The sequence below is a fragment of the Methylobacterium soli genome, from assembly GCF_008806385.1.
Taxonomy (GTDB): Bacteria; Pseudomonadota; Alphaproteobacteria; order Rhizobiales; family Beijerinckiaceae; genus Methylobacterium; species Methylobacterium soli.
The window spans coordinates 1-13266 of sequence record NZ_VZZK01000072.1 but is presented as its reverse complement, the minus strand read 5'-3'; the positions used below and the strand labels follow the sequence as shown (position 1 = coordinate 13266).

Annotated in this window: 15 protein-coding genes and 1 pseudogene; 6 read left to right on the top strand and 10 right to left on the bottom strand. The window is 69.6% G+C overall.

Annotated elements, in window-relative coordinates:
* Positions 1–302 precede the first annotated feature (302 nt).
* The 5 genes from F6X53_RS30815 to F6X53_RS30795 form a co-directional block, all read right to left on the bottom strand.
* The gene (locus tag F6X53_RS30815; protein WP_151005542.1) at positions 303–599 is read right to left on the bottom strand and encodes a DUF6166 domain-containing protein; all 297 of its coding nucleotides are present in this window, start codon (positions 597–599) and stop codon (positions 303–305) included.
* Positions 596–814, bottom strand: a complete 219-nt coding sequence (locus F6X53_RS30810; protein WP_151005540.1) for a hypothetical protein — start codon at positions 812–814, stop codon at positions 596–598. The genes F6X53_RS30815 and F6X53_RS30810 overlap by 4 nt, the downstream gene beginning before the upstream one ends.
* 36 nt (positions 815–850) lie before the next feature.
* On the bottom strand, positions 851–1234 hold the full coding sequence (locus F6X53_RS30805) for a hypothetical protein (protein ID WP_151005538.1): 384 nt from the start codon (positions 1232–1234) through the stop codon (positions 851–853).
* Between the two features lie 66 nt (positions 1235–1300).
* Positions 1301–2086 carry a sterol desaturase family protein gene (locus F6X53_RS30800; RefSeq protein ID WP_151005536.1) on the bottom strand — a complete coding sequence of 262 codons (786 nt, stop codon included), beginning with the start codon at positions 2084–2086 and terminating at the stop codon, positions 1301–1303.
* Positions 2087–2200: 114 nt separating this feature from the next.
* Positions 2201–3616: an MFS transporter gene (locus F6X53_RS30795; protein WP_151005534.1), complete on the bottom strand. Its 1416-nt coding sequence runs from the start codon at positions 3614–3616 to the stop codon at positions 2201–2203.
* A gap of 164 nt (positions 3617–3780) precedes the next feature.
* Between F6X53_RS30795 and F6X53_RS30790 the strand changes: the two genes are divergently transcribed.
* Positions 3781–4533: a GntR family transcriptional regulator gene (locus tag F6X53_RS30790; protein WP_151005532.1), complete on the top strand. Its 753-nt coding sequence runs from the start codon at positions 3781–3783 to the stop codon at positions 4531–4533.
* A 39-nt stretch (positions 4534–4572) separates the two neighbouring features.
* Here F6X53_RS30790 and F6X53_RS30785 read toward each other — a convergent pair whose 3' ends face one another.
* Positions 4573–5880 carry an Nramp family divalent metal transporter gene (locus F6X53_RS30785; protein WP_151005530.1) on the bottom strand — a complete coding sequence of 436 codons (1308 nt, stop codon included), beginning with the start codon at positions 5878–5880 and terminating at the stop codon, positions 4573–4575.
* A gap of 212 nt (positions 5881–6092) precedes the next feature.
* On the opposite strand from F6X53_RS30785, the gene F6X53_RS30780 reads away from it, so the two are divergent.
* Complete coding sequence (locus tag F6X53_RS30780; RefSeq protein WP_151005546.1) at positions 6093–7232, top strand: SPL family radical SAM protein; 1140 nt, start codon at positions 6093–6095, stop codon at positions 7230–7232.
* Between the two features lie 60 nt (positions 7233–7292).
* Here F6X53_RS30780 and F6X53_RS30775 read toward each other — a convergent pair.
* Positions 7293–8173, bottom strand: a pseudogene (locus F6X53_RS30775) (aldo/keto reductase family oxidoreductase).
* A 93-nt stretch (positions 8174–8266) separates the two neighbouring features.
* Here F6X53_RS30775 and F6X53_RS30770 point away from each other — a divergent pair.
* Positions 8267–9223 carry a LysR family transcriptional regulator gene (locus F6X53_RS30770; protein ID WP_151005528.1) on the top strand — a complete coding sequence of 319 codons (957 nt, stop codon included), beginning with the start codon at positions 8267–8269 and terminating at the stop codon, positions 9221–9223.
* A 47-nt stretch (positions 9224–9270) separates the two neighbouring features.
* Here F6X53_RS30770 and F6X53_RS30765 read toward each other — a convergent pair whose 3' ends face one another.
* Both F6X53_RS30765 and F6X53_RS30760 read right to left on the bottom strand, forming a co-directional pair.
* A complete protein-coding gene (locus F6X53_RS30765) occupies positions 9271–9501 on the bottom strand; it encodes a hypothetical protein (RefSeq protein ID WP_151005526.1) in 231 nt (76 codons plus the stop codon).
* 238 nt (positions 9502–9739) lie between these two features.
* Positions 9740–10618, bottom strand: coding sequence for a transporter (locus tag F6X53_RS30760; RefSeq protein ID WP_151005524.1), 879 nt, complete (start codon positions 10616–10618; stop codon positions 9740–9742).
* Positions 10619–10986: 368 nt separating this feature from the next.
* Between F6X53_RS30760 and F6X53_RS30755 the strand changes: the two genes are divergently transcribed.
* The 3 genes from F6X53_RS30755 (at position 10987) to F6X53_RS30745 (ending at position 12607) form a co-directional block, all read left to right on the top strand.
* On the top strand, positions 10987–11259 hold the full coding sequence (locus F6X53_RS30755; protein WP_151005522.1) for a hypothetical protein: 273 nt from the start codon (positions 10987–10989) through the stop codon (positions 11257–11259).
* A 344-nt stretch (positions 11260–11603) separates the two neighbouring features.
* A complete protein-coding gene (locus tag F6X53_RS30750; protein ID WP_151005520.1) occupies positions 11604–12326 on the top strand; it encodes a hypothetical protein in 723 nt (240 codons plus the stop codon).
* Entirely contained in the window at positions 12323–12607 is a 285-nt protein-coding gene (locus tag F6X53_RS30745) for a hypothetical protein (protein ID WP_238297072.1), read from the top strand. Before F6X53_RS30750 ends, F6X53_RS30745 begins: the two co-directional genes overlap by 4 nt.
* A gap of 91 nt (positions 12608–12698) precedes the next feature.
* Here F6X53_RS30745 and F6X53_RS30740 read toward each other — a convergent pair.
* Positions 12699–13266, bottom strand: a 568-nt coding sequence (locus F6X53_RS30740) for a TCP-1/cpn60 chaperonin family protein (protein ID WP_280526086.1), incomplete at its 5' end; no start/stop codon positions are given.

Below are 13266 nucleotides of genomic sequence, written 5' to 3'. Positions count from 1 at the left end.
TCCGCGCAAAATCCTTGAACTCTTAATCAGCGGGTCCTAGGTTCGAACCCTAGTGCGCCCACCAAACCTTCCAGAGACTTGCCAATCAACGCGGTCGAACCGTCCGAGAACTTATCGGAACGGGCTCTTCGACGCCGGGTCTCGGCGTCCGGCCGCCGACGCCATCGCGGCATCGGCTCAAACGGGCTTGCGATGCGCGACGCGCGAGAGGCCCTTCTCGTCTTCCGCCGGATCGGCGTGATCGTCGTCCGGGAACACCCCGAGACGGTCATCGGCGAGCAGGATTCGTCCGCTGCGAGCCGCTAGCGCTGCTGTTGCAGGGCCCGGTCGATATCGGCGGAGGTCATCTCCCACTCGTTCTGGAAATTGGCCACGACGCCGCGCATGAAGCGGTCCTGACGCCGCTCCGCCTCGGCGGGGTCGCCGAGATGATCGACCAGGATCGCGTAGGCGAGCTGCGACGGCTCGGGCCCCTCGTAGCTCCATTCGAAGCCGTTGCGCGAGTAGCACTTCGTCGCCGCATGCGCGTCGAGCGGCTCGCCGTCAACCGTGACCACGATGCCGTCGATGGTCCGGTCCCCGTGATAGACCTTGTTCACGGCCGCGCCCCCTTCAGCGCGTGGCGCGGCGTGCGGCCATCGGAGCGGGAGCGCATCACCTCGGGGAAGATCCAGAGGCTGACGATCATGAAGGGGCCGAGGAAGGCCACGGCCCATTGCGGGCCGGTCTGGCCGAGATACCCCATGTAGAACCAGCCGGCGAGCGCGGCCAAGGCCACGGCGACCGACAATCCGAACTTGATCGGAAACGGCATCACATCACTCCCGGACCTTGCGTCGCTCGCGAAAGACTAGAACAGGGCGCCGACATGCTGGAGCAGGCCGAGCGACACGCCCAACCCCCCGAGCACGATCGTGAGGCCGGCCAAGCCGTCGCGCCAGCGCTGCGGCCAGACGTTGAACAGGCCCGGCGCGAACAGGACGGCGAAGCCGCCCACGATGACGAGGCTCGTCCAGCGCAGGTTTGCCGCGCCGTAGGCGAGGCTGCCGCCGATCAGGGCGAGCAGCAGCAGGACATTGGCCGCGATGAGCGCGAGGCCGAGGGGCCGGCGCCGCAGATCGGGCCGCGTCTCCAACGGGAACATGCCCGTGAGCACGTAGAAGCCGGTGCTCGCCACGCCCGCGAAGAGCGCGAACCAGAGCAGTGCCGCCACATTCGGTTCAACCATGGCCATGAGACGAGCTCCCGCATTCTGTCGGCGGCGCGCCCGGGGCGCCGCGAGGCCGGTTCGGGGGCCGGCTCACTCGGCCGGCTGGATCGCCGCCGGGGCGCCCGGCGTGCGCGCGGTCTTGCGCATGTCGGTCTTCACGTGGCGCGTGTCGTAGCCGTTGAAGAGCGTGCCCAGCAGGCCGCGGTTGAGATCCGAGGTGCCGAACAGCCAATCCATGATCGGGAAGGTGAGATTCATGTTGCGCTCCATCATGATCGACTGGTCGTGATGGGCGGTGTGGTGGCGCCGGTTCGTGTTGATGAACGGCATGTTGCGGACGAACCAGTTGTCCTCGACATGGCAGCAGAAGTGCATGAACTCGTAGATCAGGTAGATGCTGGTCGTCGTGGCGATGAACAGCCAGCCGACATTCGCCGTGAGCAGGGTGCCGAGCACGATGGCGCCCGGGATCGACATCAGCGTGAAGCTCGCCAGCGCGTAGGGCGGGAAGAACGTGACCCGATAATCCTTGTGGTCGGCAAAGCGCATCTCGTGGTCGGTGAAGAACTGATGATGCTGCAGCGTGTGGCGGTTGTAGACCGCGCGGGCGATCGGATTCTGCGACGGACGATGCATCACGTAGCGGTGCAGCCACCATTCGAAGAAATTGCAGAACAGGAACACGACCGGGACGGTGATCAGCTCGAGCCACGTCACCTGTTTCAGGTTCGAGAGGTAGATGTACAGCGCGGTGAGCCCGATCGTGTAGATGATCGCGATATGCAGGAAGCCATTGTACCAACCCGCGACCCGCTGCCGGTAATTCGCCCGGTAGCTGCGCTGCCGCTCGCTCATGCTGGTGGCCGCGAGTTCCATGGAGATCTCCTGGGTTCCGGAATTGGGCTTAGGATACCGCTGATATATCAGAGTGCAACCGAAAAGTCGCCCCTGCCCGAATGAGCCGGGCGCCGGAAGGCGCCCGGCCCGGGATCAGTGGGAGATCGCCTCAAGGGACCGGCCCTTGGTCTCGATTCCCAGGAACGCCACGCTCATGGCCGCGATCACGAAGGAGCCGGCACCGAGGGCGAACACCCCGCCATGCCCCATCGTGGGCAGGATGATGCCGATGGCGTAGGGGCCGATCAGCGATCCGACCCGGCCGATCGCCGAGGCGCAGCCCGCGCCGGTGGCGCGCGCGCGGGTCGGGTAGAGTTCGGGCGTGTAGGCGTAGAGCACCGACCACATGCCGAACAGGAAGAACTGCATCATCAACCCGAAGGCGATCAGCCAGCCGAAGGAAGGCGAGTGGCCGTAGAGATAGGCCGCGACGGCGCTGCCGAGGAGCATCAGCACGGCGGTGGGCTTGCGGCCCCAGCGCTCGACGAGGATCGCCGAGGTGATGAAGCCCGGGACGCCCGCGAGCGAGATCAGGATGGTGTAGACGACGGATTTGGTGACGCTGTGCCCGGCCTCCTGCAGCAGCGCCCCGAGCCAGGTGGTCAGGCCGTAGAAGCCCAGCAGCGCGAAGAACCAGGTCAGCCAGATCATCACGGTGCGGCTGGCGTAACCCGGGCTCCACAATTCCAGGAACGAGAAGCGGCGCTCGCCCCGCGCCTGCGCCGGCAGGGGCTGCGGCTCGGGCAGCGGCCGGCCGTCGAGGCGGGCGCTCACCTTCGCCTCGATCTCCTCCATCACCCGGTCGGCCTCCGCGTGACGGCCGCGATCGGCGAGCCAGCGGGGCGATTCGGGCACGAAGAACCGGATCGCGAAGAGGAACACCGCCGGCACGGCCTGCGCCAGGAAGACCGCCCGCCAGTCGAAATAGCTCAGCAGCACGTAGCTGAGGCAGCCCGCGGCGATGAAGCCGAGCGGCCAGAAGCCCTCCATGATGGCGAGATAGCGGCCGCGCTTGGCCGTCGGCAGGAATTCCGAGACGATGGCCAGGGCCACCGGGAATTCCATGCCCATGCCGAAGCCGAGCAGCAGGCGGGCGTAGCCCAGCGTCGTCGCGTCGGGCGCGTAGGCGCACCAGAGGCTGCCGAGGCCCCAGAAGATCATGCTGACCTGGAACACGACCTTCCGGCCGAAGCGGTCGGCCAGCATGCCCGAGATGCCGGCGCCCAGGAACATGCCGACGAAGCTCATGCTGGACAGGAGGCCGGCCTGAGCCGTGGTGAGGCCGAACTCCGTCTTGATCGAGCCGAGCAGGAAGGTGAGCGAGCCGAGATCGATCGAGTCGAAGAACCAGGCGGTCGCGATTATGAGGAAGATGTTGCGCTGAAACTGCGTCATCGGCAGGCGCTCGAGACGCGCCGCGATCATCACGTCCGAGGCGCGGGCCGAGCCCGCCTCGGTGACGGTCTCCGGCAGCACGCCGCCAATGGGTACCGCGAACTCCCCTACCATGATGTGCCTCCCGGGCTGTATTATAGCGCTGGGAAACATGCGGGATATGTCTGAGATCCGCAAGATATATCAGACGTACATGTGATGCGGGTGGCGTCCGCCCCATCATGCGTGCGCGCGACCACCGTGGTACTGGGAATGTCGGAGCAGGGCTTGGGACGACCATGAACTTCGTGACCGGGAAAACGGCGAGCGTCCGTTCGGCGAGCAGCGACCGCAAGCGGTCCCGCAAGGCTGCCGACCCGGGGAGCGGGAAGGTCGCGGTCCGGGACGACCTGCCGGACCTCACCCTCACCGAGAAGGCCTATCAGCAGCTCGAGGAACTGATCACGACCCTCGTCCTGCCGCCCGGGATGGTGCTCGGCGAGCAGAGCCTCGTGCAGCGTCTCGGGATCGGGCGCACGCCGATCCGCGAGGCCCTGCAGCGGCTGGCCCGCGACGGGCTCGTGGTGGTGATGCCCCGGCGCGGGATCCTGGTCTCCGACATCAACGTGCGCACGCAATTGCGCCTGCTCGAGACCCGGCGGGTGCTGGAACGGCTGATCGCGCGGCTCGCGGCCGAGCGCGCGACCCCGGCGGAGCGCGCCGTGTTCGCCGGCATCGCCGGGGCCATGCGCGCGGCGGCGGCGGCCTCCGACGATCTCGCCTTCATGCGCCTGGACCACCAGTTCAACGAGCTGATGGCGAGCGCCTCACGCAACGAGTTCGCGGTGCGCTCTCTGGCCAGCATGGCAGGCCTCTCGCGCCGGTTCTGGTACCAGCATTATCAGCAGGCCGGGGATCTGCCGCTGAGCGCTCATCTCCACGCCGATGTGTGCGAGGCGGTCGCCAAGCGGGACGTGGACGCCGCAGGCGCCGCGTCCGACCGGCTGATCGACTATATCGAGAGCTTCGCGCGCAAGACCCTGGATACGTGAGGCCGGGGCCGGGTCGACGGGCGGGTTCTCCCGAAGCCCTCACCAGACCCAGGTCGCCACGAGGCACGCGGTGGCCAAGAAGGTCACCAGGGTGGTGGTCCAGCCGAGCAGATTCGTCAGCCGGCCATTGACCCGCTCGCCCATGACGGCCCTGTCGTTCGTCATCCGCATCATGAGAAAGAGCAGCGGCGGCACCGAGAAGCCCTGGACGATGCCGGACCACACCAGCGCCCGCATCGGGTTGAAGCCGAGGAAATTGAGCGCCACCGCCAGCACCGTCACGGCCGCGATGGTGGCGTAGAACAGCTTCGCCTCGCCGGGGCGCGCGTGCAGGCTGCCGCTCCGGCCGGTCCCCTGCACGAGATCGTAGGCCGCCCCCGTGGTCATCACCGGCACCGCGAGGAAGCCGACGCCCACCACGCCGAGGGCGAACAGGTAGGTGGCCCCGGCGCCCGCCAGCGGCTCCAAGGCGGCGGCCGCCTGGGCCGCGCTCTCGATCTCGGTCTGCCCGGCGGGATGCAGGGTCGCGCCGGTGGACAGGATGATGAAGTAGAGGATCACGTTCGAGAACAGCATCCCGGTCACCACGTCCCGGCGCGTCCTGCGCAACTCGGCGTCGGTCGCGCCCTTTCGCTGCCGGAGCGTGTGGCGGCCCTGCGCGATCTCCTCCTCGACCTCCTGGTTCGATTGCCAGGTGTAGATATAGGCCGAGAGCGAGGTGCCGATGCAGGCCACGATCATCGACAGGAACTCGGCATCGAAGCGGAGACGGGGCAGGAAGGTGGCGCGCAGGACCTCGCCGGGATCGGGCCTGGCCAGGAGGGCGGCCGCCACGTAGGCGAACAGCGCGAGGGCGAGCCAGCGGAAGATGTTGCGCAGGAGCGTGTAGGAGCCGAAGACCTGGAAGGCCAGGATCACCCCGGCGGCGACCACCACGATTGCGGGGATCGGCACCGGGATCAGCAGGTTCAGGGCCGCCCCGATGCCCCCGAGATTGGCCGCCGCCTCGATGACGTTGCCGCAGAAGGCGCCGAGCACGACCGGGTAGAGCACCCAGCGCGGGTAGCGGTCGCGCACGATCGCGAACAGGCCTTTCCCGTAGACCTGGCCGAGCTTGGCCGAGACGTAGACCACCACGTACATCATCGGCAGGAGGACGGGCGCGATCCACAGGAAGGCCAGCCCGAACTTTGCCCCCGCGCTGGCGTAGGTGCCGATGGCGGAGGGGTCGTCATCGGCCGCGCCCGTGATCACGCCCGTGCCGAGGGCGCGAAGGAGGCCGCCGCGCGTCCGATGCCCTGTCTGCTCCTGGTCCCGGTTCGGCGGCTTGGTCAGGGGCTGGTCCATGGATCCTCGTCGCAAGGGATGCGCGTAGATGTGCAACCGGCCGAGAACGGGCCCGTTCAACGCAGAACCCGGCAGCGTCGCGTCGTCGAATTGCGGGAAGATTGCGCGAGCAGAGGTATCGGGCCGGGCGCGGGCGCGACGGCGCGGCGACGCGCCCCAGGCCGGCGGGGCGCCAGGCCGGAGCCGGCGGCGGCCCCGCCGCGTTGGCCGGGATGGACGCCTCCTCCCCCTCCGACCTCCACGCGGGCGATCCCGTCCGGCGGGATCCGGCCGCCGCCCCAGCTACCGGGCGGGCGTCCCGGCTCTGGCGCCCGCGCCGCGTCCTCGTCACGCCGGGTGCCCTGGAGCACCCCCACGGACGCGCGATCCTGGCGCGGCTCGAAGCCCAGGGCCTTCCGGTCGAGCGCCTGGCCGCGAACCGCCTGACGGGCCTGCGCCATGCCGACCCGCGCCGGGCTTATGCGGAGGCCAAGGCGACCCTCGCGATCGTGGTGGCGCCCCCGACCAAGCTGAAGCTGCAGCCGATCCCGCCCTCGGCGGATTGGCGCTTCGACCTCGCCGAGGGCTGCCCGGCCCATTGCCAATATTGCTACCTCGCCGGCTCCCTCTCGGGGCCGCCGGTGACCCGGGCCTACGCCAATCTCGAGGCGATCCTGGCCAATCTCGGATCCTATGCGGGGCAGGGCGGCGTCACCTCGGCCCAGGCTGCGCGCGCCCACGAGGGCACCACCTTCGAGGCCTCGTGCTACACCGACCCCCTCGGGATCGAGCACCTGACGGGCTCGCTCTCGGCCGCGATCCGGCATTTCGGCGCCTGGGAGGCGCCGGTGCAATTGCGGTTCACCACCAAGTTCGCGGCGGTCGCGCCCCTGCTCGACCTGCCCCATCGCGGGCGCACCCGCATCCGCTTCTCGGTCAACGCGGCGCCTGCCGCCCGTTTCGAGGGCGGCACCGCCCCCTTGCGCGCGCGCCTCGACGCGATGGGCGCGGTGGCCCGCGCGGGCTATCCCGTCGGCCTCACCATCGCGCCCATCCTCCCGGTTCCGGATTGGCGCGCGGCCTACGCGGCCCTGATCGCGGACGCGGCCCGGGTTCTCGCGGGCGTGCCGAATCTCGACCTCACGGCGGAGCTGATCACCCATCGCTTCACGCCGGGCTCCAAGCAGGTGCTGGAGGGCTGGTATCCGGGCTCCGACCTGCCGATGCGCGAGGCCGAGCGCAGCCGCAAGCTCACCAAGTTCGGCTCGGTGAAATACGTCTTCCCGAAGGACCTGATGGCCGAGATGCGCGAGGCCCTGACGGGCCTCCTCGCCCGCGACCTGCCCGCCGCGCGGGTTCTGTACTGGACCTGACCGCCGGGCGCCGGACCCTCGGCGCCGAGCCCCCGGCGCGGGCGCTCGTCGGAGCGCGCCTCACGCGGAGGCGGGCGGTCCGGCAATCCGGTCGAGCCGCGCCATCGCGTCGTCCGGCAGGCTCAGCTGGGCCGCCGCCACGTTCTCGCGCAGGTGCCCGACCGAGGACGTGCCGGGGATCAGCAGGATGTTCGGCGAGCGGCGCAGCAGCCAGGCGAGCGCCACCTGCATCGGGGTCGCGCCCAGACCCTCGGCGATCTCGGTCAGGGCCGACGATTGGAGCGGGCTGAATCCGCCGAGGGGAATAAACGGCACGTACGCGGTGCCGGCGGCCGCCAAGGCGTCGATGAGCCCGTCATCGGCCCGATGCGCGAGATTGTACTGGTTCTGGACGCAGACGATCGGCGCGATGGTCCGCCCCTCGGCGATTTGCCGGGCCGTCACGTTGCTGAGGCCGATCCGGCGCACGAGCCCCTGGCGCTGCAACTCGGCCAGGACCGCGAGTGGCTCCGCGATGGAGCCCTCCGCCGGGCCGTGCACGTCGAACATGATGCGCAGGTTCACGACGTCGAGCGCGTCCACGCCGAGGTTGCGCAGGTTGTCGTGGACGGCGCTTGTGAGATCCTCAGTCGAGAAGGCCGGGTTCCAGGAGGCGTCCGCGCCGCGCTTCGCCCCGATCTTGGTGACGATCACGAGATCGTCCGGATAGGGATGAAGTGCCTCGCGGATGATCTCGTTGGTGACGTGCGGCCCGTAGAAGTCGCTCGTGTCGATGTGGTTCACCCCGCGCGCGACCGCTTCGCGCAGCACCGCGACGGCGCCGGCCCGGTCCCTCGGGGGCCGAACACATGCGGCCCGGCCAATTGCATCGCGCCGTAGCCCAGGCGCCGCACGCGGCAATCGCCGAGGGCATAGGTCCCGGCCTGGTCGATCTCGGTCATGGTGTCGCTCCTTCGTGCTGACCGGGATGTAGGCGCGCGCGGATTGCGTGATAATCCCTCTCAATCGGCACAGGCCGTACGAAGGATCGAACAGTGGCGGCTGATCTCGGAGACCTCGCGGCTTTCGCTTCCGTCGCGCGGGCCGGCGGCTTCCGCGACGGGGCGCGCGCGTCCGGCACGAGCGCGTCCGGCCTGAGCGAGGCCGTCCGCCGGCTGGAGGCCAAGCTCGGCGTCAGGCTCCTCAACCGCACGACGCGCAGCGTCGCCCCGACGGAGGCGGGCGCGCGCCTCCTCGAACGGCTGACGCCGGCCCTCGACGAGGTCGAGGCGGCGCTGGATGTGGTGAACGGGTTTCGCGACAGCCCGGCCGGGACGCTCCGGCTCAACGTCCCGGTCAGCGCGGCGCGGCTGGTGCTGCCCCGGATCGTGCCGCCCTTCCTCGCGGCCTATCCGGACATCCGCCTCGACGTGGTGGCGGAGGACGGCTTCGTCGACGTGCTGGCCGCCGGCTGCGATGCCGGGATCCGCTACGACGAGAGGCTCGCGCAGGACATGATCGCGATCCCGATCGGGCCGCGGGTGCAGCGCTTCGCGACGGCCGCCGCGCCGCATTACCTCGACCGCCACGGGCGGCCGCAGCACCCGCGCGACCTGCTGGACCATGCCTGCCTGCGCGGACGGTTCGCGAGCGGCGCCATGACGGCGTGGGAGTTCGAGCGCGACGGGGAGGTCGTGCGGGTGGATCCGGGCGGTCCGCTGATCGTCCGCGTCGGCGCCGCCACGGACCTGGCCGTGGACGCGGCGATCGCCGGGACCGGCATCATCACCCTGTTCGAGGATTGGCTGCGCCCGCATCTCGACAGCGGGGCTCTGGAGCCCGTGCTGGAATCCTGGTGGCAGCCCTTCTCGGGACCGTTCCTGTACTATCCGGGCCGCCGCTACCTGCCGGCGCCGCTCCGGGCCTTCGTGGATTTCATCGGCGCGCAGCGGGCGCTTCCCCGGCTCGCGCCCGAAGGGTCCCGGGATGCGGCGGGGGCGGATCGGTCCTGAGAGACGCGCGGGCGCGCGGATCGCTCCGCACGCCCGGCTCCCGATCGTCAGCGCCGCAGGGCGTCCGCCGGGCCGCCGGCATGCTGGCCCGAATAGCGATAGGCCGAAGCGGTGCGGTAGGGCGTCGCCGAGGCGGGGACGAAGCTCTCGCCGAGCACGCTCGCGTAGCCCGAATAGGCCGAGGCCGGGTAGGGGCTGTGCTTCGAGTCGATGCCCTGCGCCAGAGCGGGGGAGGCGGCTGCGACGAGCATGGCCGCGGCGAGGATGCGAAACGTCATGATGATCTCCTGAATCAGACTTCTGGCGGAAATCATCCGGTCAACACGGGGTTGAGAAGGATCGTGTGTCTTCGCGATTCTGGTCGACCCGGCTTTGCTTGGCCGAATGTCTCCTCTCAACGGGGACTTCGCGGGATGGTTCGGGAGATCATGTGCGCTGCAACACAAGGGATGCGCGCCCGCCCGAATCCGGCCCGGCCCGACGCGGCATCCGGCTCGGTTCAGGGGCCGGGCGCGATCATTCCGCCTGTCGGCGCGTGACCAGGGCCCGGTTCGGTTCGACCTCGCCCGTGTCCTGGTAGAACGGCACGATGGCGCGCAGCCAGCCCCGCGTCTCCGGCCCGCCATAGTTCCGCTCGACCACGTCGCGGGTGAGGTAGGCTTGCAGGGTCACGGGCCCGAAATTGTAGCCGACGAGCCCGCCCGCCGCGATCTGCCCCTGCGGGCGAGGGCTGCCGATCCCGGTCGGCAGATCGGTGGAGCCGAAGGCCACCGCCCCGACCTGCCACTTGCCGAACTTGCGCGTCGCCGTGAGGTCGAGGTTGAGATAATCCGGATAGAGGGTCCCGAGCGGCGAGCGGCTCTCGAGGAAGAGGCCGTAGAGGAGGTTCGCCGTCAGGTTCCAGCCGTCTCCGGTGTAGCTCACCGCGAAGCGGTGGCTGAGCGAGGCGGATTGCGTCAGGAACCGGGTCTCGATCGGCAGGTAGCCGCCGAAGAGATAGCTGACCCCGACATCGTTCCCGAGATCCCAGGCGAGTTGCGCCGCGAGCAGGGGCTGCCCGATGCCGCTCTGATAGGGCGCCCCGCGCGCGCTCGCGGCGGCCACGGGCTGGGTGAGGAAGAATTGCAGGCGGGCATCGGCCAGGTTCCACGGGGTCGACCAGGCGAAGGTCGGCAGGTTGACGTTCGATTCCGAGCGCAGGGGCCAGGTCTCGCGCTGGCCGAAGCTCGACAGGTTCACGAGATAGAGGCCGACCGGCAATTGCGCGCCGGTCGGCAGGCCGACCGTCTGCCCGGGCTGAGCGGCGGAGCCGCCCTGCGCGGCGCTGCAGGCGAGCCCGAGGGCGCAGGCGGCCGCGAGCCCGAGGCGGGCGGCCTTCGATGTTCGACAAGGCACCGTGTCATCACTCCGGCATGCGCGCGGCCATCCATGGCCGCCACGTCTTCCATCATGCTGACGGGTGAGATCTTGGATCCAGTGCGCGATGATGCCGATAAATTCATCGAAATTGTCAATGAGACACATGCATGATTGTTATTTCTGAGGATAGGCAAAATATAATCCATCAAATTTCCGAATGTCTTGCCTGGCCGGTGCGCGAGCGCACGAGGGCCCATCGCGCGTCGGATTAAATTACAGAAATAACATCGTGTTATAGCGCACTTTTACTTTCGCGGAAGCGGGTTAGATCGATCGCTGTACCAATCGAAGAGATGATCAGCGAGGTAGACAACATGCGTAATACAATGATCTTGGCCGTTGCGATGGCTGTTCTGGGCGCCACCGGCGCGGCCCGTGCGGAGGGCGGCGAGGGGAGCCGACAGGCGGCGGGCGGCGCGCATATGAGTTCGTATGTGAACCACCCTTATCACGATCCCCGCTCCCTCTACGCGCAGCGGCGCGGCACCGGTCAGATCCTGGGCGCCCCGATGCTCACGGACCAGGGCCCCTCCAGGCTGACCGCCGGCGGGCTGGCGCGTCCGGGCGGGCTGGCACGTCCGAGCTGGGCCATCGGCCGCAGCCCGCGCCAGCGCTGACCGTGCCCGGTCACGCGCGATGGCGGCTCGCCCCCGCGGCCCTTCGGGCGGGCGAGCCTCCGTTCCTCGTTCCTCTCGCTCATACAGGACCAAAGCCCATGCACACGAGCGCTGCACGCATCACGGCGACGCCGATCGCTGGCGGATCCGATCCGGGAAACCGGACTTCATCCGCCGTCCGAGCGGGCCGGCCGACGCCACAGAACCTCGCGCGCCGGGAGGCCGCGTCGTGAGGGGCATCGCGGTGCAAGACACCGGACCAGCCGGCTCCCCCGATGCGGCCCGGCCCTCGACGGAGAGGCTGCCGGACCGGAATCTTCGGCCTTGGGCCTGCGAGGCTTCCCATGTGTGAGACCGTCCAGCGCGCGGCCGTGCTGACGGAGGTCGCGCGGCAACTCGAATCCAGCCGCCGGCGGCGCATCAGCGAGGGGCTCAAGCCCGGCATCGCCCTGACGATCCCGCAATGGCACGTGGTCGAGGCCGCTTTGCGCGCGCAGGCCGATCCGGGGCAGCGGAACCATCCGGAGAGCAACCTGATCGATGGCGGGCAGCCGAGTGCGGGATTCATGGTGCAGGCAGCGGTCCGGTACTGCCTCGGGCGGCCGAAGAATGCGCCCTGCCTCTGCACGAACTGGCTGCGCGGCCATTGGCGCGACCTGCCCAAGCCGATCCGGGCCGACATCCTGGGCGACGTCGAGCGATACGTGAGGGATGAGGCGCAAGGCGGCGGCGAGAGCCTGCACGGACCGTTGCGACCCTGGCGCGAATTCCTGGCCTGGGTCCGGGTCGGGCAGGAGGTGCCCGAGCGGCGCGAAGCGCTCGCCCCGATGGCCCGCTACCGCCTCGAGATCCTGGCGCGCGGGCCGCGGGCCTACAGCCCTACCGACCCGCAGATCCAGGCGCTTCACAGGCGCGGGCTGATCGAGCCGCTGACGCAGGCCGGGGCGGGCGAGCGCGACCGCTGGGCCATCACCCGGGTTGGCCGTGCCGCTCTGGGCGCTCCCCCGGATGCGGGGACGAAACCCCGCATCCGACCCGCCACGCATCCGGAGGAGATCCCGACATGACAGGCAGGACCGGGCCGATCCGCGGCTTGACGACCACGCTGTCCGCCCTGGCCGGGCTGTCACAGGCCTGCCTTCCGGCCCTGGCCCAGATCGCCGTCACGGGTACCGGCGGCGGGCCGCACACGACGATCACGGCGCCCCATACCTCCCCGGTGGGCCAGACCGTGCCGCCCGGGGCGGCCGCCGCACCGGTCGTCGATCCCGACGCGCGCACCGACCGGCAAAGGCGTCTCGACGGGGTGCTCGGCGGCATCTGCACGGGATGCCGGCCGGACGGATGATCCGGGTGTCCGAGGGAGACCCGGGGCGGCCCATGCGAAAAGGGCCGCCCTGACGGCGGCCCTCTCCGATCCTGTCTCCGAATGGGGCGGATCAGAAATCCATGCCGCCCATGCCACCCATGCCGCCGCCCGGCATCGCCGGGGCGCCGCCATCCCTCTTCGGAGCGTCGGCCACCATCGCCTCGGTGGTGACGAGGAGGCCGGCGACCGAGGCGGCACCCTGCAGCGCGGCCCGGACAACCTTGGCCGGGTCGACGATGCCGGCCTGGAGCAGATCCACGTACTCTTCGGTCTGGGCGTTGAAGCCGAAGGTCTCGGAGCCTTCGTTGTCGGTGATCTTGCCGACCACGATCGAGCCCTCGACGCCCGAATTCTCGGCGATCTGGCGGATCGGGGCCTCGAGGGACCTGAGGACGATCTTGATGCCGGCATGGACGTCGGCATTGTCGCTGGTGAGAGCGGCGACCGCCTTCTTGGCGCGGAGCAGCGCCGTGCCGCCGCCGGGAACGATGCCCTCCTCGACCGCCGCGCGGGTGGCGTTGAGCGCGTCGTCGACGCGGTCCTTCTTCTCCTTGACCTCGACCTCGGTCGAACCGCCGACGCGGATCACCGCGACGCCGCCCGCGAGCTTGGCCAGACGCTCCTGCAGCTTCTCGCGG